21 protein-coding genes and 3 pseudogenes are annotated in these 25,522 nt (G+C 38.6%); 12 read left to right on the forward strand and 12 right to left on the reverse strand.

All coding sequences use genetic code 11. From position 1 onward, the window contains the following. Positions 1-9: 9 nt before the first annotated feature. Both E4N78_RS08380 and E4N78_RS08385 read right to left on the reverse strand, forming a co-directional pair. Positions 10-402 carry a type II toxin-antitoxin system HicB family antitoxin gene (locus E4N78_RS08380; protein WP_255810107.1) on the reverse strand — a complete coding sequence of 131 codons (393 nt, stop codon included), beginning with the start codon at positions 400-402 and terminating at the stop codon, positions 10-12. 16 nt (positions 403-418) lie between these two features. After that, entirely contained in the window at positions 419-598 is a 180-nt protein-coding gene (locus E4N78_RS08385) for a type II toxin-antitoxin system HicA family toxin (protein WP_253683984.1), read from the reverse strand. A 302-nt stretch (positions 599-900) separates the two neighbouring features. On the opposite strand from E4N78_RS08385, the gene E4N78_RS08390 reads away from it, so the two are divergent. Next, complete coding sequence (locus E4N78_RS08390) at positions 901-1,497, forward strand: hypothetical protein (protein ID WP_255810108.1); 597 nt, start codon at positions 901-903, stop codon at positions 1,495-1,497. An 89-nt stretch (positions 1,498-1,586) separates the two neighbouring features. Next, on the forward strand, positions 1,587-3,359 hold the full coding sequence (selB, locus tag E4N78_RS08395) for a selenocysteine-specific translation elongation factor (protein ID WP_255810109.1): 1,773 nt from the start codon (positions 1,587-1,589) through the stop codon (positions 3,357-3,359). Between the two features lie 54 nt (positions 3,360-3,413). On the opposite strand, the gene E4N78_RS08400 is transcribed toward selB, so the two are convergent. Together E4N78_RS08400 and E4N78_RS08405 are read right to left on the reverse strand one after the other, a co-directional pair. Next, on the reverse strand, positions 3,414-5,063 hold the full coding sequence (locus E4N78_RS08400; RefSeq protein WP_255810110.1) for a Na/Pi cotransporter family protein: 1,650 nt from the start codon (positions 5,061-5,063) through the stop codon (positions 3,414-3,416). A gap of 83 nt (positions 5,064-5,146) precedes the next feature. Next, positions 5,147-6,403: a cation:proton antiporter gene (locus E4N78_RS08405; protein WP_255810111.1), complete on the reverse strand. Its 1,257-nt coding sequence runs from the start codon at positions 6,401-6,403 to the stop codon at positions 5,147-5,149. A 227-nt stretch (positions 6,404-6,630) separates the two neighbouring features. On the opposite strand from E4N78_RS08405, the gene E4N78_RS08410 reads away from it, so the two are divergent. Continuing rightward, positions 6,631-7,908 carry a S1C family serine protease gene (locus E4N78_RS08410; RefSeq protein ID WP_255810112.1) on the forward strand — a complete coding sequence of 426 codons (1,278 nt, stop codon included), beginning with the start codon at positions 6,631-6,633 and terminating at the stop codon, positions 7,906-7,908. Positions 7,909-7,914: 6 nt separating this feature from the next. Then, complete coding sequence (locus E4N78_RS08415) at positions 7,915-8,811, forward strand: P-loop NTPase family protein (RefSeq protein WP_255810113.1); 897 nt, start codon at positions 7,915-7,917, stop codon at positions 8,809-8,811. Here the strand turns inward: E4N78_RS08415 and E4N78_RS08420 are convergent. The 6 genes and pseudogenes from E4N78_RS08420 to murG all read right to left on the reverse strand — a co-directional run bounded on the left by E4N78_RS08420 (position 8,801) and on the right by murG (position 15,024). Further along, a complete protein-coding gene (locus E4N78_RS08420; protein ID WP_002669797.1) occupies positions 8,801-9,400 on the reverse strand; it encodes an SAM-dependent methyltransferase in 600 nt (199 codons plus the stop codon). The two genes, E4N78_RS08415 and E4N78_RS08420, sit on opposite strands and share 11 nt — an antisense overlap. Next, positions 9,387-10,808, reverse strand: coding sequence for a sigma-54-dependent transcriptional regulator (locus tag E4N78_RS08425; RefSeq protein ID WP_255810114.1), 1,422 nt, complete (start codon positions 10,806-10,808; stop codon positions 9,387-9,389). The genes E4N78_RS08420 and E4N78_RS08425 overlap by 14 nt, the downstream gene beginning before the upstream one ends. Next, positions 10,805-12,052, reverse strand: coding sequence for a two-component system sensor histidine kinase NtrB (locus tag E4N78_RS08430; RefSeq protein ID WP_255810115.1), 1,248 nt, complete (start codon positions 12,050-12,052; stop codon positions 10,805-10,807). The genes E4N78_RS08425 and E4N78_RS08430 overlap by 4 nt, the downstream gene beginning before the upstream one ends. After that, a pseudogene (locus E4N78_RS08435) lies at positions 12,049-13,338 on the reverse strand (hypothetical protein). The gene E4N78_RS08430 and the pseudogene E4N78_RS08435 overlap by 4 nt, the downstream one beginning before the upstream one ends. 14 nt (positions 13,339-13,352) lie before the next feature. Then, positions 13,353-13,820 carry a CvpA family protein gene (locus E4N78_RS08440; RefSeq protein WP_002679705.1) on the reverse strand — a complete coding sequence of 156 codons (468 nt, stop codon included), beginning with the start codon at positions 13,818-13,820 and terminating at the stop codon, positions 13,353-13,355. A gap of 28 nt (positions 13,821-13,848) precedes the next feature. Continuing rightward, positions 13,849-15,024 (reverse strand): undecaprenyldiphospho-muramoylpentapeptide beta-N-acetylglucosaminyltransferase, encoded by a 1,176-nt coding sequence (murG, locus tag E4N78_RS08445; protein WP_255810116.1) that lies wholly within the window; start codon positions 15,022-15,024, stop codon positions 13,849-13,851. A 123-nt stretch (positions 15,025-15,147) separates the two neighbouring features. Here murG and E4N78_RS08450 point away from each other — a divergent pair, with 123 nt between their 5' ends. Further along, positions 15,148-15,333 carry a hypothetical protein gene (locus E4N78_RS08450; protein WP_255810117.1) on the forward strand — a complete coding sequence of 62 codons (186 nt, stop codon included), beginning with the start codon at positions 15,148-15,150 and terminating at the stop codon, positions 15,331-15,333. Between the two features lie 262 nt (positions 15,334-15,595). Here the strand turns inward: E4N78_RS08450 and E4N78_RS08455 are convergent, their stop codons facing one another. Both E4N78_RS08455 and E4N78_RS08460 read right to left on the reverse strand, forming a co-directional pair. Continuing rightward, a complete protein-coding gene (locus E4N78_RS08455) occupies positions 15,596-15,742 on the reverse strand; it encodes a hypothetical protein (RefSeq protein WP_253689728.1) in 147 nt (48 codons plus the stop codon). A gap of 15 nt (positions 15,743-15,757) precedes the next feature. Next, positions 15,758-16,930 (reverse strand): hypothetical protein, encoded by a 1,173-nt coding sequence (locus tag E4N78_RS08460; protein WP_255810119.1) that lies wholly within the window; start codon positions 16,928-16,930, stop codon positions 15,758-15,760. A 271-nt stretch (positions 16,931-17,201) separates the two neighbouring features. On the opposite strand from E4N78_RS08460, the gene E4N78_RS08465 reads away from it, so the two are divergent. The 7 genes and pseudogenes from E4N78_RS08465 to uvrB all read left to right on the forward strand — a co-directional run bounded on the left by E4N78_RS08465 (position 17,202) and on the right by uvrB (position 25,440). After that, on the forward strand, positions 17,202-17,519 hold the full coding sequence (locus E4N78_RS08465) for a BrnT family toxin (protein WP_255810120.1): 318 nt from the start codon (positions 17,202-17,204) through the stop codon (positions 17,517-17,519). Next, positions 17,491-17,763: a BrnA antitoxin family protein gene (locus tag E4N78_RS08470; protein ID WP_255810121.1), complete on the forward strand. Its 273-nt coding sequence runs from the start codon at positions 17,491-17,493 to the stop codon at positions 17,761-17,763. The genes E4N78_RS08465 and E4N78_RS08470 overlap by 29 nt, the downstream gene beginning before the upstream one ends. A gap of 16 nt (positions 17,764-17,779) precedes the next feature. Next, a pseudogene (locus E4N78_RS08475) lies at positions 17,780-18,091 on the forward strand (HD domain-containing protein); the annotation flags it as partial. Positions 18,092-18,157: 66 nt separating this feature from the next. Continuing rightward, positions 18,158-20,032: pseudogene (locus E4N78_RS13835) on the forward strand (hypothetical protein). Positions 20,033-20,095: 63 nt separating this feature from the next. Beyond that, on the forward strand, positions 20,096-21,967 hold the full coding sequence (locus E4N78_RS08495) for a ribonuclease catalytic domain-containing protein (RefSeq protein ID WP_255810126.1): 1,872 nt from the start codon (positions 20,096-20,098) through the stop codon (positions 21,965-21,967). 13 nt (positions 21,968-21,980) lie between these two features. Continuing rightward, positions 21,981-23,450, forward strand: coding sequence for an NAD(P)H-hydrate dehydratase (locus tag E4N78_RS08500; protein ID WP_255810127.1), 1,470 nt, complete (start codon positions 21,981-21,983; stop codon positions 23,448-23,450). A gap of 1 nt (position 23,451) precedes the next feature. After that, positions 23,452-25,440 (forward strand): excinuclease ABC subunit UvrB, encoded by a 1,989-nt coding sequence (uvrB, locus tag E4N78_RS08505; protein WP_255810128.1) that lies wholly within the window; start codon positions 23,452-23,454, stop codon positions 25,438-25,440. Positions 25,441-25,522 lie beyond the last annotated feature (82 nt).

Raw genomic sequence — 25,522 nt, forward strand, 5'->3', positions numbered from 1 at the left:
CATTTTCTTCTACACCCCAACCTGTAGTTTTGCTTTAAGGGCATTTTGCAATTCTTGCGAAAAATTAAGATTGGCTGTTTCGGCCTTGTAGTTTAACCATGCCGGAATGGTAACCGTCTTTTTCACCGATTTTTCTGAAAATTGCCTGCGCCATTTATCCGTATCGGCTATAACATAGTTTACAAATCCGTCTTTTATTTTTACCTCCGATATATTACTGGCTTTTGGTATTGCTTGATTGTTATCTTCATAATGGGCAAGCATCATAGCTATGGCATCCTCTGCCATTTCTATAGCTTCAGTTACCGTGTCTCCGAATGTAAAGCAGCCGGAAATATCGGGAACTCTTGCCCCTATTTTTCCGTCATCATTTTCAAAAATAACAGGATATATATATTTCATTTTTGCCTCCACTACACTATTTAATACCGGCTTCTTTCAAAATATTATGTGCAGTTCCTTTTGGAATATCACCTTTATGACGCGGTATTGCTATCATCTTTCCGCTTTCTTTGTGAATTGCTTTATCATGTTTTGCTCCGGCTATTATTTCATAACCGGCCTTTTTTAAGAGCTTTATAATTTCATTAGATGTCATAGCTCACCCTACAAGAGCATTATAGCACGTATTAACACGTATTGTCAAGTATTTTTTGTGGAAGCAACTTTTTCTCCCCCAAAAAAGTAACCCAAGAACCTTTTTTGGATGGTTTTTCAATAAAATTATTATTTACTTTTGTTATAATTATTTTTAACATAAATTATTGAGATCCCAAATTCAAGTCTTGACAAATAATCGTTTATACACTAGCATACTTTTATGGTAAAACTAATTTTAATCGGCTTACAATTTAATTTTTCTCAAAGCTTAAATTTAACGATTAAAAAGGAAGGTTTAAGATGAAAAAATTATTAGCAGTTTTTTTCTGTGCGGTTTTGATTTCTCAAAATATTTTCACAGAATCTAATGATTTATCAAATGGAAACGGTAATGGAGGGAAAGATAAGATCGGAGCATGGCTGGGTGTACCGTTTATAGGCTTATCTTATTCACATGAATTTAACAATCTGATAGAATTTGATTTACTGATAGGTTCAACAGGAATACCGCTTATTGCTAGAATAGTGAATATCCGTAGTGCCCTTCTTTTTACTGTATGGGAACCGGTAGTTAAAGGTCAAAACTGTCCGCTCACAATTGGCACTGCCATTGATATCAACAGTTGGATGGTATTGTATAAACCTGCCAGTATTGGTGTTTCGGTATTATTCCCCGTAAGATGGGAAGTAAACTTTGAAAAAACATCCGCATTCAACTTATTTATCGAAGCAGCTCCTGCTATCGGTTTTACTTATTATTATGGAGAAAGGAATCACAGCTTTGCCCCTAACAATGAATCCGGATTATTTAAGAAAAAAATAAATGATCAAATATCTATAGATTGGATTCCGCATATCGGTCTTGGACTTAGATACCGTATTCCGAATAAAAAATAGCGCTTAGGCATAACTCTTCTCCCCCTTCCCCTAATCCCTTAGTTATGCTAAAATGCTCTGAACACGATAAATATTGATTGGGGGAAAGAATGCCGTATATTTTGGGAACAGCGGGACATGTAGACCATGGAAAGACAGCCTTGGTAAAAAGGCTTACAGGAATTGAAACCAGTCATCTGCCTGAAGAAAAAAAGCGGGGGATGACCATAGAGCTCGGCTTTGCTTCGCTTGAAGATCCTGTTCACGGTACTGTCGGCATAGTAGATGTTCCCGGCCATGAACGTTTTATCCGCAACATGGTTGCAGGCACATGGGGTTTGGATGCGGCTCTTTTAATAGTGGCAGCCGATGACGGCTGGATGCAGATGTCCTCCGATCATTTGCGTGTACTGAAGGCCATGAAGATAGACTCCATTCTTCTTGTAATCACAAAATCCGACCTTGCAGAAAAGGACATGCTTGAACTTCTAATCGAAGATGCCAATGCCCAATGCGAAAAAATAATCGGAAGAAAACTGCCTGCCGTTGCCGTATCTTCCCTTACCGGAAGCGGAATCGAGGAACTCAAAGCCGAAATTACGAAACTTCTTTCTTCATCAAAAAAACAAAGCCCGCCTACTCCCTTTTTATATGTAGACAGGGTCTTTGTCCTAAAGGGCATAGGAACCACCGTTACCGGAACATTAAGAGGAAAAGGCCTGCATACGGGCGACAGCTTGCAGATATATCCTTCAAATGAAGAATGTAGAATTAAATCGATACAAAACCATCATAAGGATGTGGAAAAAATAGAGCCCGGTACGCGGACAGCCCTCAACTTAAAGCTGGGAGAAAAAACAAATCTTGAAAGAGGAATGCTCTTAGCTGAAAAAGATTCAAATTTTGTTTTAAGCGGAAAAGAACTTTTAGTACGCATCGATGAGGTTTTTACAAACAAGGAAGGGGGCTTTAAAAATCATGCCGAAATTGAAATAGCCCTCGGAAGCGCTCATGCAATAGGCAGCATTCACTTAAACCAATTCGACAGGAGCTTGGGCCGTCTTTCTTTAGAAGAACCTATTGCTTCTGCTTGGAATCAAAGAGCCGTTTTAATAAGGCACGGCGGAAGCGAAATTCTAGCCTCGGCCAGAGTGCTCGCAAGTTTTCCAAGCTACAAAAGAATACAGTTTAAGGAAGCCTTTGAGGTTTACAGGGATAAGGAACTTCCTTCAATTCACAGCTACAAGTTTAATATTGAAGGCTTTGTCGAGGATACTAAAATCAAAACCCAAGAGCTCACATCGGATAAGAATGAAGTCATTGAGTATGGCTCTTGGCGTTTTTTAAAAAAGAGACTTGAGTTTTGGGAAAATAAAATTTTAAAAACGGCTCAAGAAAGTCAGGCAGGTTTTACCCTTGAAGAAGTGGACTTACCTGTTCCGCAAAGGGTAAAAACTACAGTATTAAAAAAACTTTGCGATGAAAAAAAGCTGGAAAAAGAAGCTCATATTTATAAACTGAGCGGAAGAACGGGCGACGATATTTCTAAAAATGCAAAGGCCCTTTTGGATGCAGCCTTTAAGGCTGGCTTTGAAGGCATCGAAATAGACAAGATAAAGCTCCCTCAAGCCAGAAAAGAAGCGAGAGCCCTGATAAAATTAGGTAAGCTTATCTGCCTTGAAAACTTTTTACACTACCATACGGATTTTTACAAAAAGGCCGTAAATTCCTTATTTGCAAAATACAAAACAGGGGATAAGATTTCGATAGCCGATGCACGGGAAGTAACCGGCCTTTCCCGCAAATACATTCTTCCGATTCTAAACCTTCTCGAAAAAGAAGGCAAGCTAAAAAGGCAAGACAACGACAGAATTGTATTGTAAATAGTGGCGGTAAAGAGCTAAACTACTACTCATTGAAAAAATACATAAAAATTCTTATTCGGTTTCGGCAAGGGCACGGGAAATGCTAAAAGCAAAATCTCCTATTTTTTCCAAGTTGCGGACCATGTCGATATATAAAAGCTCGGCCTTTACGTTTGCACCTTTTTCCAAGCGGGTACGTGCAAGATGCTTTAGGTGTTGTCGCATCGCATCGATAGATTCTTCCATTTCATGGGCCATTGCAAGCTGCTCCGCTGCAAGAGGTTTATTTAAGTGTTCGTGAACAAAATGAATAAACTGATTTACAATTCCCATATAGGGCAAAAGTTTATCCATATCGTCTTGGCTGATGGGCATCTTTAATTCTATACTTCGGTTGATAAAAAGACCCAGCTCAAAAATCTGATCGGTCATATTTTCTATATCGTCTACAATACCGAGCATAAGGCGTACATTCTTTCTGTTTTTTTCGGATAAAGAAAGCTGAGAAGTTTTAATAAGGTATACAGAAAGCTCTTCCTGCATTTGATCGGTATAATCTTCTTTTTCGGTCAACTGCCTTATCACAAATTCTCTTGAAACATTTTCTTCCTTACTCAAAAGAGAACGCAAGAGGCTGAACATTTCCCGGACAATATTGGACATCTTTAGAATTTCAACCTCGGCCCTAAGCACATAGGCCTCCGTATTTTCTTTCATGCCGGGTGCCTGAAAGGTAAGAACATAGCGGGCAGGCTCTTCATTTTCTCTTGGTTTAATAAGCCAGCACACAAATTTTGCAATCTGATTTACAAACGGAATGGCGACAAGAGTGTTGATTACATTGAACAAGGTATGGAACACTGCAATTTTAGTCATAAGACTGCTTGAAGGGCAAATCAAATCCACTAAGGATAAAAACGGCGTAAAAAAAGCTAATGTAAAAACGCTGCCTGCAACATTAAACAAAACGTGTACGGCCGCCGCCCTCCTCGCATTGAGCTTTGTTCCTATTGAGGCCAATACCGCATCTACTGTAGAACCTACGTTACTTCCCAAAATTACAGCCGCAGAAAATTCCCAGCCGACTACCCCGGTATGAGCCATCGTCAAAAGAACCGCAGTTGTCGCACTCGATGAATGGAGAAAAACAGTAAGTACCAAACCGAGGATAACACCGATTATAATACTATGAATACCTGTCTGTCTAAAAAGAGAAAAAAGGGCAATATGTTCACCCGAAATATTCGGCACGGCTGAAGCCAAAAAATCCAAGCCGGTAAAAAGGAGACCGAAGCCCATGATGGCCTCACCCAGATTGTCTTTTTTAAGTTTTTTAAAAAAGGTTAAAAAATAGCCTATTCCGAAGGCAGGAATGGCTATGCTTGCTATAGAAAATTTAAAACCCAGGAGAGAAACTATCCATGCCGTAACGGTCGTACCTATGTTTGCACCAAAAATTACACCTATAGCTTGCTGAAGACTCAACATTCCTGCATTGACAAATGAAACGGTCATAACGGTTGTAGCACCGGAAGATTGAACAATGCCGGTAACAATTATACCCGTCAAAACAGCTAAAAATCTGTTTCCCGTCATAAAATTGAGTGTACGGTGTAGACTTTCGCCGGCACTTTTTTGAATACCGTCACTCATCATTTTCATTCCGTATAAGATTAAACCTAAACTTCCAAGCATCTGGAATACAAGAGAAACTACAGACATGTGACTAGTATATCAAAAAACGGAAGAATTTTCAATCCACGCTTGGCAAATAGGGCGTATTAAAAAAGTTGCAGGCAAAAATTTTATACCTGTTCTTTCATTGGAGGTTCAAAAGTCCTATCCGAAAATGCTTTTCCCAACAAAATAGGCACAATCATGGAGGAAACGATAATCAGCAAAATGACCGGTGCAAAGTATTCGGCTTTAACCATCCCTACCGCAAGTCCCTTTTGAGCTACGATGAGGGCTACTTCACCGCGCACCATCATTCCCAGCCCTATCTGGAGCGATTCCTTCCGCTTAAAGCCCAACGTCAATGCTGAACCGCCGCAGCCGATTATTTTGCTGATACAACCGACAAGCACAAAGGCTATCGAAAACCATAGTAAGCTCATATTCAGTCCGCTAAAGTCCGTTTTAAGTCCGATAGAGGTAAAAAAGATAGGACTAAAAAACATATACGAATTAATGTCTATTTTCTTTTCCATATAGGAAGCGTCATGCAAGTTGCATAATACAACCCCTGCAACATAGGCACCGGTAATATCGGCAATACCGAAAAATCGTTCGGTACAATAGGCAAAAATCAATGCAACCCCTAGCCCGTAAATCGAAATACGGTGAGTATGAGGATGCCTCTTATCATACCATTTGAAGATTCGGTAAATCACATAGCCTACTACCAACGAAGCGGCAAAGAACGCTGCCGTTTTTATAATAAGTGCGAGGTAGTCGCCCTTACCGGAACTTGCACCGAGTACAACCGTCAATGCAATAATGCCTAAGACATCATCGATGATTGCAGCACTGATAATTGTTTGCCCGACTTCCGAATTTATCTTTCCCAGCTCTTTCAATGCAGCAACGGTAATGCTCACCGAAGTCGCCGTTAAAATAGTCCCGATAAATAGGGCTTGATAAAATACGGGCGTTCCAAAACCGTCGAAGCCCCAAAAGCCTAAGGCCATAGCCGTACCTAAAACCAATGGAACGATAACGCCGCAAGCAGCGATCACTGTGGATTTGATACCGGATGCAACAAGTGATTTTAAATTAGTACCCAATCCGGCAGAGAACATAATCAGGATAACGCCGATTTCCGACATATATCCGATAAACTGATTGGTTTCGGCATAGATAATGTTCGGTTCGGCTCCGCCGAAATTACGAAAAAAAGGCAGGTAGCGTAATAAAAGCCCTGCAACAATTTCACCCGCAACTTGCGGAATATTCAGTTTTTTTGCAAGAAGACCGAGGTACTTTGCAACAATAACGATAATTCCAACGGAAAGGACGATTTGCAAAGCAATTTCGCCAATAGGTATTTCACCAGCAGACATAAACAGCTCCCATAAAAAGTCAACAAACAAAATCGACTTTCTTAAAAAAAATAATTGATTGCAGATAGAATTAACAATCACACTTATTTTATTCCATTATATCACAGTATCATTTATTCGTATAGTACCGCATTGCTGCACATAACTACGGTGAGATTTTTACGTCCACGCTTGACAAATAGGGCGTATTTTTAATAGACTATAATTATAGGAGAATTTTAAGCATTATGAAACTTTACAGTAGAAGACAAACATTAGTATTTTCGCTCATTGCAGCGGTTATTTTTGCAAGTGCAGGTTTTTTTGCCGGTATAAAATACAATACAGGAAACATCGGCTTAAATGAAATTCAAAGTGAAGCCTCAAACGGCTCTGCCGATTTTGAAAAAAATGCAGGAAACGGATTTGTTCAGGCGGAAAATTCGCACAATTTAAATATGCAGAAGCATGGAAATACGGCTGCTGTAAGCACTTCAAATGAAACAGGCTACATGGGCTATACTCCTGCCGAATCACAGAATATTCATGTATATGAATCGACCAATGAAGCTGTCGTAAACATAACCACCGAAACTATGGGAGCAAACTGGTTTTTTGAGCCCGTTCCGGTTGAAGGCAGTTCAGGTTCGGGCTCCATAATCGACGAAAGCGGATTGGTATTGACCAATGCACATGTAATTTCAGAAGCTTCAAAGATTTATATTTCTCTTTCTGACGGAAGTCAGTATGAGGCAAAAGTAGTAGGAACGGATGCCGAAAACGATTTGGCTGTTTTAAAATTTGATCCGCCTAAAAATATTAAACTTACGGTAATAAAATTAGGAGACTCAGCCAATTTAAAAGTCGGTCAAAGAGTTTTAGCTATCGGAAATCCTTTCGGACTGGAAAGAACTCTTACAGACGGAATAGTCTCGGCACTGAAGCGCCCGATTCAAAACGATAAAAATATTATCATCAAAAACATGATTCAAACCGATACGGCAATTAACCCCGGAAACTCAGGCGGCCCTCTTTTAGACACTCAAGGAAGAATGATAGGAATAAACACTATGATTTATTCCACATCGGGAAGCTCGGCCGGAGTCGGCTTTGCAGTTCCCGTAAATACGGCTAAAAGAGTTGTTGCAGATATCTTAAAATACGGAAAGGTTATCCGCGGTTCTATCGATGCCGATTTGGTTCAAGTTTCAGGAAGACTTGCCTCTTATGCAAAACTCCCCGTTTCTTACGGGCTCCTTGTTTCCGAGGTAAAAAAAGGAAGCAATGCGGCAAAGGCCGGCCTTCGAGGAGGAAATGAAGCTGTGCGTTCGGGAGTGGGCAGATACAGCTCCGTCTTTTACATAGGCGGCGACATAATCGTTGAAATAGGCGGACAAAAAATAAATAACATAACCGATTATTACTCGGTACTGGAGGACAAAAAACCCGGTGAAACGGTAAAGGTTAAAATTATCAGAGGAAAAAAACTTGTCGATTTAAACTTAACCTTATCGGAACGAAACTAAGAGCCGATGATCGATTTTAAAAAAATTTTAAAAAAAATTTCATGGAAGATTAAAGGAGTCTCGGTTTATGCCCTTGTCGGTGAAAGCGGAACGGGAAAGAGCTTTAGGGCTCAACTGCTTGCCGAAAAATACGGCATTAAGCTCATCATCGATGACGGGCTTTTAATCTATAACGATAAGATAATTGCAGGCCAATCTGCAAAAAGAGAAAAAACTCTTTTGGCGGCCGTAAAGGTTGCCTTATTTGACGATAAAAAACATAGAGACGGGGTGGCAAAGGCTTTACAATCCCATAGCTTTAAAAAGATTTTAATATTGGGAACTTCCGAAAAAATGGTAAACAAGATTGCCGCCCGCCTTCAAATTCCTCAGCCTCAAAAAATAATTAAAATTGAAGACATTGCAAGCAGAGAAGAAATCGAAACCGCAATGAGATCAAGGCGTGTTGAAGGCAAACATGTTATACCTGTTCCTTCAATAGAGGTACAACGCACCTACCCTCAAATCTTTTACGACAAGATACGCCTATTTTTTAAAAATAAAAAGACACCCTTCGTAGGAACCGAACAATCAAAGCTCTTTGAAAAATCCGTAGTCCGCCCGGAATTCTCAAAAGTCGGTACGGTCGAAATATCCGAATCCGCTTTAACTCAAATGGTATTTAATTGTATTGAAGAGTACGATAAAGAAGTAGTTATTAAAAAGCTCAATATCAAAAAAGAAGAAGGCGGATACAGACTAGATCTGACTGTTGATATTCCTTTTGGAACACAGCTGACCGGAAAGATCAATCAACTCCAAAAATATATAATCGAACAGATAGAGAGGTACACAGGTATATTGATTATTCAGATAAATGTTATAATCGATAAAATAATCAACAGGGAAGATTCTAACCCTTAAAATCCAAACCTATTAAATAAGTTTCAAAACTTGAACTTCGGCATGCTTCAGGCTTAAAGGCCCTTGCCGTCTTAAAACATTTTCGTAAATTGTTTAAGTGAATCTGCTGATCTCCGCCTTGGAATATCTTTACGACAAAAGAACCGCCTTGTTTAAGCTGCTCTTGTGCATAATAAAGAGCAAGCTCTACCAAACCTGAAGAACGGGCCGTATCAACGGTTTTGTTTCCTGTTGTTGCAGGAGCCGCATCGCAGATAACAGCATCATAAGGTCCCAATTCTTTTACCGATTTTATAATTCCCTTATCGAACATATCGCCTTGAAAAAAATTAAGCCTCTCATCATAGACTGAAGAATCCAAGGGCTTTAAGTCGACGGCAGTTACCCTTCCCTCCTTATTTAAAAATCGCAAGACATAGACGGTCCAGCTTCCGGGAGCCGCTCCCAAATCCAAGACCTTATCATTAGGAGAAAAAAGATTAAATTTTTTATTCATCTCTTCAAGTTTGTATACGGAACGAGCAGGATAATTTTCGGCAAAAGCTTTTTTTGACCAATAATCAGGTTCGCTGTATTTATTTTTTGCCATTTACTTTTTCCTTTTTGGATTGATTTTCTTTTCCTTCCAACATTCGCGAAGTATCATCTTTAATCTCCGCATCATATTCATCAAGTTTTCGATGGAGGGTTCTTCGGCCTATTCCTAAAATATCGGCTGTCTTGGATTTATTATTATTTTGGTTTGCAAGAGTCTGCAAAATAATTTGCTTTTCGGCTTCGGCCATATTTACTCCCATCGGTATACGGATTGAAGAAGCCTCGGCCTTTTCGCGCAATGTTTCCGGTAAGTCGTCAAAGTGAATTACATTATCGGAGCTCATTACAACGGCACTTTGAATACAGTTTTGAAGCTGCCTTATATTTCCCGGCCAGTCATAATTATAAATTGCAGCTCTTGCACGAGGTTCCATAGAATCTATTTTTTTACCGTTCTCCTCGGCGAAGTCTTTGATAAAGGCAGCAACCAAAAGAGGAATGTCCTCCTTGCGTTCACGCAAGGGAGGCACGTGAATATGAACTACATTCAATCTAAAATAAAGATCTTCCCTAAAATTTCCTTTTTTTATTTCTTCTACCAAATCCCTGTTTGTTGCGGCGATTATCCTTGTATCTACGCTAATAGTTTCAGAACCTCCTACCCTCTCAAACTTTTTTTCTTGAAGAACCCGTAAAAGTTTTACCTGTATCATTTGATTGACTTCGCCTATTTCGTCCAAAAAAAGAGAACCGCCGTTTGCAATTTCAAAACGGCCTCGGCTGCGTTGTACGGCCCCTGTAAAGGCTCCTTTTTCATGACCGAAAAGTTCGGACTCCAAAAGGCTTTCGGCAAAGGACGCACAGTGGACTTGAACAAAGGGCTTATCTTTACGGTTTGAAAGATTATGAATGGCTCGAGCTATCAATTCTTTTCCGACTCCGGTTTCTCCGGTAATTAAGACGCTGGCCTTTGTCGGCGCAACTTTTTTTATATTCTCAAAAACCTTTTCCATAAGAGGACTTTTGCCTATAATATTTTCAAAACTTTGTTTGGTTTCAATGTCATGTAAGAGTGCCCTATTTTGCAGAACAAGGGCCCTGTTTTGTAAGGCTCTTTTTACTAAAAGAAAAAGGCGTTCCAAATCCAAGGGCTTGGTTAAAAAATCATAGGCCCCCATCCTCATGGCTTCAACAGCCGTTTCTACCGTCCCGTGTCCGGTTAAAACAATTACGGGAACCCCCGGAGTTTTTGAAATAACTTCGCGTAAGACCTCTTCACCGCTTATTTCAGGCATTTTTAGATCGGTAATTACAAGATCGACTTCGTCTTTTAAGGCAATATCCAAACCTGTTTTTCCGTTATCGGCAGTAATTACTTCATAGCCTTCATCTTCCAAAGCCATCGCAAGGCCTTCACGAATATTTTTTTCGTCATCAATAACCAAAATACTGAATTTCATTTTATATCCTTTACCGAATCAAAATCGAAAGTTTTATCGGAGAGTAAAAGCATTGCACCCTTACGCTCTATCGGAAGAGAAAATTTAAAACTTGTTCCCATGCCGTAATCCGAATAAACGTTTATGTCTCCTCCATGTTCTTTTATAACCTTATAAGTCATGGTCAGCCCCAAGCCCGTTCCGTCATGTTTTGTCGTAAAGTAAGGCTCAAATATTTTATGCATATCCTCGGGTAAGATGCCCTGCCCTGAATCCGAAATAGTTACAATAATAAAATCGTTTACTGCCTTTGTAGATATATCCAAAAAGCCGCCATTAGGCATTGCGGCTTTTGCATTTGTTAGGACATTCATAAATGCCTGCCGCAAAAATCTTTCATCGCCTTGAATCTTAGGAAGATCCTTTGAAAAGCTAAGAGCAATACTTATACCGCTGTCATTAAACTCGTCAAAAAAAGTATCGTACAGATTCTTTAAAAGAGCATTTATATCTACGGGAACAAATTCGAATTTTAAGGGACGCACGGCAAACAAAAAATCCACCACGATTTTATTGAGCCTTTCAATTTCTTCTTCGATAACGCCTATATGTTTTTGAGCCTTTTGGTTTATGGATAAATTACAAGCCGTAAAATTTTTCTTTAAAAGCTGTAAATGAATGCTGATTGCTGCAAGAGGATTTTTTATCTCGTGAGCAACGGCAGCTGCCACATTTGTAAGGCTTGCAAGATTTTCAAGGCGGCGGTTTTTAATCTCTTCAATTCTTTTTTCGGTAATATCCGCAATCATAATTATCGTACCTTGAATTTTCTTTTCGGTTACCAAGGGAAGAACCGAAACTTCAATATATTTATTTTTACCTTCAGGCTTATCGGCTTTGAGGTTAAACTCTTTTGAAGTTTGTCCGCTTTCATTTTGAATAACCGAAGAAACAAAGTCGGCAATATCCTGAATCTTTATATGTTCCCAGACATTTTTTTCATGGCCTTCTCCTAAAGCGGAACCGCCAAGTGAAGTGCTTCTAAGAGAGGTTCCTCTAAAAGAGGTGCCTAAAATTCTTTCTGCAGCCCTATTCGATTTTATAATCTTATTTTCGGAATCTGCAACTATAACACCGTCATTTAAAGAATCCATTACTGAATCCAATAGAGAATACTCGTTTGCAAGCAGCTTTACAAAGGTACGCAGTTGAGCTTCATTCATGTTTGGGGATTTTTGTATTCCCCTTCTCATAAACTCTCTCATATAAGTTTTTCCTTAATTTCTTCTGCCAAATTTTCTAAAGCGGCTTGAGGCGAGATGTTAAAAATATCTACGGCAGCTTCGGCATTTTTTATTAAAGCCGTTATTTTAAAATAAGATTCAAGTTCCAAGGCGGAACATTCTTCATTTTTTAAGCCGTCTTGTAAAAAAAATTAAAGGCTGTTTAAGAACAAAATATAAATCGTATGAGGTTTACATTTATTTAAAAGATTTACAATGTTTGAAACCGTGCAATTTGAATTGTCATACTTGTTTTTATTTTTGTAATTTGAGATCGAATTATAAAGAGCCGAGGGAAGAATTTTATTTTGCCTGTCTATGAGCAAAAAAACATACTCATAAAATAAGGCTGCCGCATTTTGAATCATACGAAAACTTACCGGTAAAAAACCGTAAAGGTAAGAGCTTAAAAGATTGAACTTACCGAAGGGTTCATGGCAAGGCTCTCCTTTAAAAACCCGTCTTATAACTTCTTCTTGGGATTTTTTATCTCTTTCTTTAAAAGTATAAGTGCGTACCCTTGACAGTATCGTCGGCATAATCGCTCCCCGATGAGCGGTGGTTAAAATAAAGACGGCATAGGAAGGCGGCTCTTCTAAAATTTTTAAAAAAGCATTTCTAGCACCTTCCTGCATCTTATCGGCATTTTCGACAATCAATACTTTTTTTATTCCCGAAGGCATTAGGCGCACCCATGAGGAGGCCTTTCTAACCTGATTTATGGGAATAGTATCGTACATACATTCGTCTTGAAGTTTTGCGGATTTTAAAACAAGAGCTTCCGCAGTTTTGTTAAGCACCTTGTCATCTATAGTTTCGATAGGGCCGGAACATAGATCGGCCAGGAGTTCTTCAATCTCTGCAATGACGGGGGCGGCTTTAACGAATCTTGTTTCATCCGTATCCCAAAGACGGGGATCGAATCGAGCGGTAAGTTTTCTAATAGCCCGCAAAAATAAATATCTCGAAGAAAGAGTTTTTGTTTTTAATAAGGTCTCGCAGGCAGCCTTGATTTCGGGGCTGTGGTCCCGTGCTCCCAAAATAAGAACATCGGAAGAAATCATCTCTTTTTGCCTCAAGCATGAAGAACAAGTACATGTCCAGTTTCCCGATTCGGTACAAGAAACGGAGCGGGCAAGCTCAAGGGCTGCGGTCAGCTTTCCCGAACATTCAGGCCCCGAAAACAAAATCGAAGGTGGAAGTTTTTTTTGTTTTATATCTTGAATGAGCCTAAGCCCCGCTTCTTGATCTATGAGATTTTCAAACATCTACAACTCCTACCCTAAAACTGCTTGGTAATATCTAAAATAAATGGAGAAAGGATTTTCGCAAAAATGCTTTCACTTAATATTTTATCGAATGAAACAAAGGTTTGGATATTGATAAGCATGAGGATAACTCCTATGACAATCAAGCCTTCTACAAGGCCCAGACAAAAACCTAATGACCTGTCCAAATTTTTTAATGACTCGCTTGAAAAAAGGGAGCCTAAAAAAACTTGAACCAATTTTATAATCAAATAAGTAGATAAAAATAAAATCAAAAAGGCTATCACGGCAGATAAGGATTTTCCTCCAAGAAGCTCGGTAATTACAGGGGTAAGCAATTTATAAAACAAAAAAGCTACAAGTCCGCCGACAATAACCGCAGCCTTTGAAAAAAACTCGTCTATAAAACCGGTTACGGTAACCTTAATAACAAAAAAACTTAATATAATCAAAAAAACTATATCGGCACTTCCTATCCGCATTTAATTATTCTCCATCACTTAATCCTGCTTAAAGATCTTCATTCTTAGATGTAAAAAAGCTTTTTAAAAAGTCAGCAATTACGAGGGCAGGTTTTTCACCTGCCAAGGCGGCAGAAGCCTGAGCCATATTTTTTAGCCTTTCGTTTCCGCTTATGTTTTCTTCAAAACCAAGATCCCGCAAAAGCTTTATAAAAATATCGGACCTTACATCTTCGCCCAAAAGAATTTCTGCGGAACCTTTTTTCTTAAAGAATTCGGCATTTTCTATTTGATCGCCGCGGGAGCTTCCCTTTTCAAGAGGAACCAAAATCATAGGCTTACCGGCAGCTGCCGATTCCCAAACCGTATTGGCTCCTGCCCGCGACACCACAATCGAAGAAAGGCTTAAAACATCGGCCATCTCCTTTTTTATAAAGGGATAGGGTTTATAGTTTTCTGCAAATTCGGGGGAGGACTTTAAAAGGCCTTCTTTAATTTTTTGTCCCTGATCCATATTGGCTTCCCCAATCTGATGAACCACAACAAAATGCTTTACAAGATATTCGATTGAATCGGAAATCAAATCGTTTAACTGTCTTGCACCGAGACTTCCGCCTAAAACAAACAAAACAGGTAAGTTCGATTTTATGTTTAAAAAAGAACGCCCCTTTTCTGGCCTGCCCGAATAAAAACTTAAGCGGACGGGATTTCCCGTACATATAACCTTTGAACGGAGAGAAGCCGGCAAAAGCTCCGCTGTTTCTTGATATGAAACCAAAATACGGTTTGCAAATTTAGAATTAATCCTTGTTGCAAGGCCGGGCGAAAAATCACACTCGTGAGTGATAACCGGAATTTTTAAGAATTTTGCAGCGGCACAGGGAGGAACCGAAACAAAGCCGCCCTTAGAAAAAACCAAAACAGGTTTTAACTTTAAAAGAATAAAAAAGGACTTTATAAAGCCTGCCGCAACCTTAAAAACATCTATAAAGTTTTGAAAACTAAAATACCGCCTCAATTTTCCGGCAGGAATACCTATGAATTCAAGAACTGAAGGAGAAGCCGAGTAAAGCTCGGAAGATTCAACTATTTTGCGGTCAACTCCCTTAGCAGAGCCGATCCAGACTATTCTGCATTCCAAAGAAGAGCTCAAAGCCTCTGCAACGGCAAGTCCGGGAAAAATATGCCCCCCCGTTCCGCCTCCTGTAAAAACAACACATTTCATAAATGTAAGTGTATCACAATGACACAATTTTGAAAAGGGCTATTTACAGGGCAACCGCACTATAAATAAAAAATAATGAATAAGAATAAATAAACCCGATATTACTGGTTGGGTGGTATATATATGGAAATAAAAGCAGCCTTATCACAAATAAGCGGCTTTAGAAGAGAACACGGAAAAAAGGGCATTCATATTGTTTCGGCTCAGATGGATTTAAAAGACATGATAGTAACGATTGATGCTATGGGCTGTCAAAAGAAAATAACAGAAAAGATACAAGGTATTTTATTTGATGAGGATTATTTCTGAGAATCAGAAAAGATCATGCAGCACAAAATACGGCTATTTTGAGAAAAATAACTATGAATTTAATCAAACTAGCTCCGGAACCGGTACGTCAACGGCCAACAAAGAAAAAAGCCTCAATGAAACAAAAACTAGGTCTTTGTATGATCAACGATGAGTTCTTATTCTCTGTTCTTCAACTTTTGTGATGCGTTTGCCCTGATTTGTTCATAGTATTTAATGCCCCAATGCTCTGCATCGGGGCTAAACTTATCATTATAATAAATTACTTCCCTTTCTTGTTCGGATTCAGTTGTTCACCGCGATTGCCTTGATTTTGATCATACTGGATATTTGTACCGGCTGTACCCTTATTGGGATTTTGCATATTCGCTTGATTATCAGCCGGTTTTATCGGTTTATTTTTGCTCATACTATCTCCCCCTATTTATTTAAAAACAACGCTGATTTTAATTTTCCCACTTTTAAAGTCGGAAGCCTTTACCGTGTATCTCATCCATGAATCGGTTTCATATTCCTTTTTAACATCATTGATATACCAATTTTCAACAATTTTACCCGGAGGTAAAATCGCTTCAAACTGCAATTTATCATTTTCCTGTATCGGAGCTCCGTTATTTATATCCGTATAAGGGGATGAATTTATGTTTTGGCATTTTACACGCGTAGAATCAAATTCGATAGTTCCTTGTTCAGGGTCTTTAGTGTCAAATCGGACTTTAATTTTTCCGTCTGCAAAGTCGGAAGCCTTTACCGTGTATCTCATCCATGAATCTGTTTCATATTTCTTTTTAACATCATTGATATACCAATTTTCAACAATTTTACCGGCAGGCAAAATCGCTTCAAACTGCAATTTATCATTTTCCTGTATCTGAGCTCCGGTATTTATATTCGTATAAGGATCTGTATTTGTGTTTTGGCATGTTACACTTGCATCAAATTCGATAGTTCCTTGTTCAGGGTCTTTAGTGTCAAATCTGACTTTAAGTTTTCCGCTTACAAAGTCGGAAGCCTTTACCGTGTAGCTCATCCATGAATATGTTTCATATTTCTTTTTAACATCATTGATATACCAATTTTTAACAATTTTACCCGGAGGTAAAATCGCTTCAAACCTTAATTTATCATTTTCCTGTATCGGAGCTCCGGTATTTATATTCGTATAAGGGTATGAATTTGTGTTTTGACATGTTACACTTGAATCAAATTCTATAGTTTTTTGTACAGGGTCTTTAGTGTCAAACCGGACTTTAAGCCTTCCGCCTGCAATGTCGGATGCCTTTACCGTGTAGCTCATCAATGAATCGGTTTTATCTTCCTGTTTAACATCATTGATATACCAATTTTTAACAATTTTACCGGCAGGTAAAATCGCTTGAAACTTCAATTCATCATTTTCTTTTATCGGATCCCCGGTATTTATATTCGTATAAGGGTATGAATTTGTTTTTTTGCATGTTACACGCGCAGAATCAAATTCTACTATATTTTTTGTTATTGTTCCGCCATTCGGCTGCAGACAACCGGTAATTAATGCAACCGCACTAATTATTAAAATTAATGTTCCGATTATCGAAACTCTCTTTTTCTGTTTCACTTCTACCTTCCTTTTTGCAATGTTCTTTTTCATTGCAAGTTCGTATTTTTTATCGAAAGAATGTCAAATTGTTTGTTACCTGAATACTTTAAGGTATGTCAACCCAACATATTTTCACACATTTTTCATTATACCCCCCCAATTTTTTGTCAACCCTATTGACAATTTTTTTTATATTTTTTTTAAAATGCAGAATAACTGCCGAAAGCTGTCAAAGACACAAAGATACAATATACTTGACAATATATCCTCATTAATATATATTTGGCTTATGGGGAAAACAATTATAAGTAATGATAATCGTTTTGAATGGGATGAAGAGAAAAATCTTGCTAATATTGAAAAGCATGGAATAGACTTTGAAGAAATATTGGAAGTATTTGATGATCCAGCCTTTTTAACAGGATATGATTTTGAAAATTCCGAAAAAGAAGATAGATATTACGGAATTGGAAATTTGAACGGAATATTGATAGTGTTGGTCTTTTTTACCGAGAAAAAAAACAGAATACGGTTAATATCTGCACGGCAAGCAGATAAAGACTTGAGTGAGGAATATTATGATTACTTCAAAAAAATTAACAGCTGAAAGATTGGAAGAAATAAAAAATTATCCTATATCGTATGATGAGGATAGTCCAAAACTGACAAAGGAACAAATTGCAAGACTAAGGCCGGCTCATGAAGAATATTGGAATGTAACGCCAATTAAAAAAACAATTTCGATAAAAATAGATGCCGATATTCTTGCAGTACTTCAGTCTTTAGGTAAAGGCTATCAGACAAGAATAAACAGTATTTTAAGGAAAGCTATTACTACAGGAGATTATTAATCTAACACTTACATGAACGGAAATGATAATTGCCTGTCTTCTCCATGATGTTTCTTACTGCGAAGAATTCTGCGGCAAGGAGGATTGGCTTAACCATGGACGAAATGCGGCAAAAATCTCCTATCCTTTTCTTAAAGAATTGGGATTGCCTGAAGATAGGATTAACGATATATGTTACGGAATAGCGATTCATGTAGACGACAAAGCCGATTTTGAGGGAGAGCGCACCCCATTTGCTCTGACGGTAGGAGATGCGGATAATATTGACAGATTTGATGTGTATAGGATTTATGAAACTCTGCATAACAATAATTTTAAAGATATGAATTGCCATTGATACAAAACCCAATGCGAAAATCTTGCTAAAAATCCGATATTGTGCTATTATATGCAAATGATGAAAAGAAAATTTATACGGAAACTTTGTTGTTTTACTCTCATTTTAACGCTTTTTCAGGGCTATACTCAAGTTTTTCCCCAAGAAAATGACAAGTCAATTAAAGAAATACGAACCGAAGCCATGGATTTTTATCGAAACGAAATCTCGGCGGCCTCAATAAACGAAATATCCGGCGAAAATTTAGGAGTTTGGCAGGATGTGCTTAATGCCTCCCTTTTTATGCTCATAAGAAATAACGAGCTTTACCGAGGCAGAATGCGCCTTATAATTGAAGAAAATCAAATAATCAAATGCGGAATTTATCCTGATGGGACTATCTTGATAAGTACAGGACTTTTCGATTACATAGAAGCTCGAATTGCCGAAAATTTAACAGCTTCTCCGCGAAGAATAAAAAACTTAAACATTGAAAGAGAAAAAATGCTTTCAGCTTTTTTAGCCCATGCAGCAGCATCGTTTGCCCTTGACAATAAGCTGGTCTATTTTTCGGACCCAAGGAGAAGCGGAGAAAAAAACAGCGAACTTTTAAAATCATACAATTTGACTGCCGACAGCTTTACCTTGATTCTTTTAAAAACTTGCAGGTTACGATTCAAACCTTTTTTACAGTCATCTTGAAGACCTAAAAAGAATCCAAGCCGATCCTAATTACGCAAAAAAATTTGAAAGTTTTTTTACCGATAACTTTTCACCGCAACAGCGTATAAGCAATTTACTTAAACACAAGGATGAGGCAGAAGCCGTTGCCGATGAAATTTTCTATGTGCTTGATGCAGTCAGAAGTGATGATGAAAATGCTATTGAAGATGCAAAGCAAAGAGTTTCGGCCCTGCGGACAGCCTTTCCTAACAATATGTATTTTAAAAGATTGGCAGCCGTAACAGCACATAAAAAATGGGCATCAGGTATTTCAAATAAAGGACTTTTAACCGCCTATCCTGCAGCTGCACAAGATTCAAAAACGGCGAAACAAAATTATGAGATTTTAAATTTCGATCCTAAAAGTCTTTTGATAGATCAAAAAAAAACGAAGAAACGGAATCAATTCCGGGAAATATAAACGATTATGATGAAGCCGTAAGAGCTTATAAAAGCTACCTAAATTCAATTGAAGAATCAGGAATGAAATCTTCATATTCAATGCTTCTTTTTTATTCTCCCAACATAAACGATAAAACGCAGGCTCTTTCTCTTGCCGAAAAAGCCTACTTAAGTGAAAACGGAACAGGAAGCCTAATTGCCGCATCGAACTATGCTTCCCTCCTCTACCTTTCGCAAAAAGATTTTACAAAAGCAAAACTCATTTTAGAATCCTTAATAAAAGATAATTCAATCACAAAAAACGATCCGCTCTTTTTAATTTCAGGAACTATAATTGATACAAGAATTATTATCTTTAATTATGCAAGAATGCTTTTTGGTTTAGGTGAATCGGAAAAGGCCTTAAAGGCTCGCGAACAATTACGCAGTTTAATTTTCTCTATGGAAAAATATAATCCTATAATTTTAAAAAAGATTAAGCTTGAAGATACCACAGATGATTTAATCGAATATTGGGGTAAACCTTCAAGAATAAAATATAATTATTTTTCTGAAAAGTGGTATTACGATTTTTTAAATGCCGAGGTTTCAATTTCAACTGCAACAAACAATAACATAGAAAAGATTTCGATTTTTGCAGATTCCAATTTATCATTGCCCAATGATTTACGGGTAGGAGAAACAAAAAAGTCTTTTGAAAGTTTTTTCGGCAAACCGATTTATACGGCAGGAGATTGTGAAAACTATTTTTATAAATCGAACAAAATTCAGGTTTTATATTTAAACGGATTTATAAGGCAAATATCCATAACAAAACTTGAATTCTAAAATTATTGTAAGCAGCTTATTTTAAACATGCTTATTATAAGCGGCTTATTTTGAGGAATAAAAATGAATACAAATGCAATCGTCTTATATAAAAACCGTCCGGCTCTTATAAAAGGACAGGCTGACGGAAAATTTGAAATAGAAACGGAAACGGGCATCAAAAAGGTGCGCGAAAAAGATTTTTCCGTTTTGGCTCCAAGTAACTCCTCATCGCTAAAAAACATTTTGACCGCTGCTTGTCCCGAACCTGACTTTAATGAAGCCGCCGACTTTTTTGAAGAAGGAACAGCCCTCTTCTCTGAAATAAGCGAATTGGTTTGGGAAAATTTAAATCCGGAACAAATGTGGGCAGCTTGGCTTTTAGTATCGGCTTCCCCTCTTTTTATTGCAGAAAGCCCGGACATTCCTATTAAGATAAGAACAAAAGAAGAAGCTGAGGCCATAGCCGCTGCTGCACTAAAAAAAGAAACCGAAAAACAAGCGGAAGAGCAAGAGCGGAAAGAATTTATAAGCAGCCTATCAAAATTTATAAAAGAAAAAAAGGAAGAAAATTTCGACTTAAAAAAATACTCTCATTTTTTACAGGAAATAGAAGCCCTTGCTTTGGAAAAAACCGACAAATCAAAACTCTTAAATGAAACTCACTTAAAAGAAACTCCTGAATCGGCCCATAAGATTTTAATTAGTACGGGCTATTGGAAGATAGAAAAAAATCCCTACCCCACCCGCTTTAAGCATCCGTTAAATTCGCCTAAGCTGGAATTGCCTCCTATCGAACACAACAAAAAATACGAAGACCTGACTCATCTTACCTCCTATGCAATCGACAACGAGGGCAGCACCGATCCGGACGATGCCGTATGCTTTGACGGAGAAAACTTATGGATTCACATTGCAAACCCTGCCGACATAATTACCCCCGATTCCAAAAGCGATATGGACGCAAGGAAACGGGGTGCGACCCTTTACATTCCTGAAGGCGTATCCCGAATGTTGGGAGAATCGGCAGTCGATGCCTTTGCCCTCGGCCTACATGATGACTCTTATGCCCTGTCGTTTAAACTTAAGCTAAATGACTCGGCTGAAATTCTCGATGTAGATATTTTGCGTACCAAAATAAAAGTAAGCTGTATAAGTTTTGAAACGGCCGATGAAGAAAAGATGAATACAAACCTAAAACCTCTTTTTGAAATAGCCGAAAAAAACAGAAAGAAACGGGAAGCTGCAGGAGCTGTTTCGATAGACATGCCGGAAGTTCAAATCAAGGTAGAAACCGAAAATGACAACCAAAAAGGTTTTATAAGCCCGTATAATTTTACGGAATCTTTTTTGATGATAAAGGAAATGATGCTCCTTGCAGGAGAGGCCGCCGCCCGCTTTGCTTTTAAAAATAATATTCCGTTTCAGTATGTAAGTCAGGAAGCTCCCGAATTACCGAAAAAACTTCCCGAAGGCCTTGCGGGCGAATACCGAAAAAGAAAAGCTATGAGGCCGAGAAATGTGGGTACAATTCCTGCAATGCATTCAGCCCTAGGAATTGCAATGTACAGTCAAATTACAAGCCCCCTCCGCCGCTATGGAGACTTGGTTGCCCATCAACAGCTTTTAAAATTTATCGACGGAAACGAGGTAATGAAAACCGATGACCTTCTTATGAGAATAGCGGCGGGAGACATTGCAGGCAAAAATTGTTCCTATGCTGAAAGAGCCTCGCGTCAACATTGGACTCTGATCTATCTATTACAAAACCCTGACTGGCAAGGAGAAGCCGTAATTTTGGAAACAATAAAAAACACGGCTCGCATTTCCATTCCGTCTATCGGCTATGAAACCGAAATGAGATTAAAAAAAGAATTATCGATTAACGAACGCATAAACATAAAAGCCGAGGATATAGATATTCCGAATCTGACTGTAAGATTTGTGCAGGTGTAAAGGGAAAGAACTTATGCAAAATGTTTTTTATTCTTTAAGGGAATTGGATAAAAGAGCCGAAGAAGATTTTAATTTAAAAAACGGAATCTTAATGGAAAACGCAGCCCGCGGTTCAGCAGAAAAAATTAAAAATCTTTTTCCTTTTAAAAAAGGCGATGAAAAAAAAACTCTACAGATTGTCTGCGGTTCGGGCGACAACGGCGGAGACGGGCTCGCCCTTGTAAGAATCTTAGCCGATGATTTTAATATTCATGTTATAATTTTAAAGGAGCCGAAGTCTGAATTATGTAAACTACAATACGAAAGATTAAAAGCCTTAAATATAAGGACTGCTAAAAACATCTTGCCCGAATCGGATATTCTTTTTGATGCATTTTTGGGCACCGGCTTAAAAGGGCTTTTAAAAGCCGAGGATAAAAAAACAATAGAGAAGATAAATAAGGTCAAGGCCTTTAAGATAGCCTGCGATATACCGAGCGGCTTAAACCTTGATGGAGAAGCAAGCCCCAATGCAGTTCTATGTAACATGACCTTTTCGATGGGAGCCTTAAAGCAGGCCTTTTATTCGGATGAGGCAAAGGATATTACGGGAAAAATCGAGGTCATAGACCTAGGCCTCCCCCGCTCATCCTACGAGCAAAACGAAAAGCCAAATGTTTTTTTACTCGAAAAAGAAGATATGCTTCTCCCTTCAAGAAAAAAACAAAACACCCATAAGGGAAGCTTCGGTCATGCAGGAATAATTGTAGGAGAAAAAAACCGGGCAGCACTTTTGGCAGCTTCTGCCGCCTTGGAATTCGGTGCAGGCCTTGTAACATTGATAGGAGAAAATCGGGAAAGGCCTAAAAACCTAAAAGCCGATTTTATGTATGACGGCAAATTTGAGGCCGGCAAATTGAATGTTAAAAAATTTACAAGCATCGCAATAGGTCAAGGACTTGGAAGAAAAAACGATGAACTTTTTTCTATCCTAAAAATAAAAGAAACACAATCAATACCCATAGTCATAGATGCGGATATCTTTTATTATGCCGAACTAAAAAAAATCTTACCCAAATTAAGTGCCGCCGTTTTAACTCCTCACCCAAAAGAATTTTCTTCACTTTTAAATATCACCGGTTTGGATAATTTGAGCATTGAAGAAATACAAAAAAAACGCTTTATATCGGCCTTAAGTTTTTCAAAAAAATTTCCTAAGCTTGTGCTCGTACTAAAGGGAGCTAATACCTTAATAGCTCATGACGGAAAAATATTTATCAATACTTTAGGATCTTCCTCTCTTTCAAAGGCGGGTTCAGGCGATGTGCTGACAGGTCTTATATGCTCCCTCTTGGCCCAAGGCTATAAACCTCTTGATGCTGCAATTACGGGGAGCCTCGCCCACAGCCTTGCTTCTCAAAATGCAGGAGCAAGCTATAGCTTAACGGCAAGCAAGCTCATTAAAAATTTGGAAAAACTGGAAGCGGCACGGCAGGTAAAATAATATGAAGCAGTTTAAACTTATTTCGGATTATAAACCTTCAGGAGATCAGGGAGAAGCTATCAAGGCTCTTTCAGACGGAATAATTGCAGGCGACAAATTTCAAACGCTCAAAGGAGTTACGGGATCGGGAAAAACTTTTACAATGGCAAATATTATTCAAGCCGTACAAAAACCGACCCTAATCATAAGCCACAATAAAACCCTTGCCGCCCAGCTTTACAGGGAATTTAAAACCTTTTTCCCTGAAAATGCCGTCGAATACTTTGTTTCATATTACGACTACTATCAGCCTGAAGCCTATGTTCCCGCACGCGACCTTTATATAGAAAAGGACGCTTCAATCAATGACGAAATCGACCGCCTCCGCCTATCGGCAACCTTCAGCCTTATGGAACGCCGAGACGTAATCGTCGTTTCCACCGTTTCCTGTATTTACGGTTTGGGGCTTCCCGAATCGTGGCGAGACTTGCGCATAACCATAGAAAAAGGCGAAAGCATCGAAATCGAAAAATTAAAAAAGCAGTTGATAAGTTTGCAATATGAAAGAAACGATGCAGTCCTTGAAAGAGGCCGCTTCCGCGTCAAAGGTGATGTTATGGAAATTTTCCCGGCCTACATGGAAGATGCCTACCGCCTTGAATTCGATTGGGAAGAAATTGTGCGCATCAGAAAATTCAATCCGATTTCGGGTGAGGTAATACAGGAATACGAAGAGCTTTCAATTTATCCTGCAAAACACTTTGTAATGCCCGAAGATGCAATTCCCAATGCTCTTGAAAGAATAAAAAAAGAATTGGAAGAAAGGCTGAATGTTTTAAATAAGGAAGGAAAGCTCCTTGAAGCAGAAAGGCTAAAAACCCGCACCGAATACGATATCGAAATGCTTTCCGAAATGGGTTATTGCCCCGGCATCGAAAATTACTCGGCTCCAATCGCAAACCGGAAACCCGGAGAGCCTCCCGCTACCCTCTTTCATTATTTTCCCGATGACTTTTTATTGTTCATGGATGAAAGCCATGTAACATTTCCTCAAGTGGGAGCCATGTATGAAGGAGACCGCAGCCGCAAACAAAATCTTGTAGACTTCGGTTTCCGTCTTCCTTGTGCCTTAGATAACCGCCCTTTAAAAATCGACGAGTTTGAAAAGATGCTTAATCAGGCTGTTTTTGTTTCCGCAACCCCCGGCCCTAAAGAAATAAAATACTCTACCCGCATTGTCGAACAAGTAATACGCCCTACAGGCCTTTTGGATCCGATAATCGAGATTCATAAAAGCGAAGGCCAGATGGAACATATCTACGGAGAAGTAAAAAAACGCATTGCCTTAAACGAACGCAGCCTAATTTTAACTCTTACAAAAAAAATGGCGGAAGACTTAACCGATTATCTTACAGGGCTCGGTCTCAAAGTAAAATATATCCACAGCGAAGTTGAAACAATTGAGCGTGTCGAAATTCTAAAGGGCTTGCGAGCAGGGGAATTTGATGTACTTATAGGAATCAACCTTTTAAGAGAGGGCATCGACTTACCCGAAGTTTCTTTTATCGGAATTCTCGATGCAGATAAGATAGGCTTTTTGCGTTCTACTACAAGTCTTATTCAGATTGTAGGACGGGCAGCCAGAAACGAAAATGGTAAGGTAGTTATGTATGCCGACAGGATAAGCGATGCCATGAAAGAAACTATCGAAGAAACAAACCGCCGCCGTGCTATTCAGGAAGCCTATAACAAGGAACACGGTATAACGCCCAAGACAATCAAAAAAGCGATTGAAGATATTTTAACGCGGGAAAATGAAATTAAAAAAGAAGCAGCCCTTGCAGAAGCCGGCCCCCTCATCAACAGCCTAAACATTTTAAATCCTGCAGACAGAAAAAAACTTATCAAAAAACTTGAAGCCCAGATGGCCGAATATGCCGACATGCTCATGTTTGAAGAAGCAGCAGTCATAAGAGACAAAATAGAAGAAGTAAGGCGGATAGGAAGTTAAGGAGAAATAAAATCTAAAACTTATAATATAAAACACGATTAGGGGCTTGTCAAAGACAATCAATAATGCTATAATCGATAAC

It is taken from the genome of Treponema denticola (assembly GCF_024400535.1).
GTDB classification, from domain to species: Bacteria; Spirochaetota; Spirochaetia; order Treponematales; family Treponemataceae; genus Treponema_B; species Treponema_B denticola_C.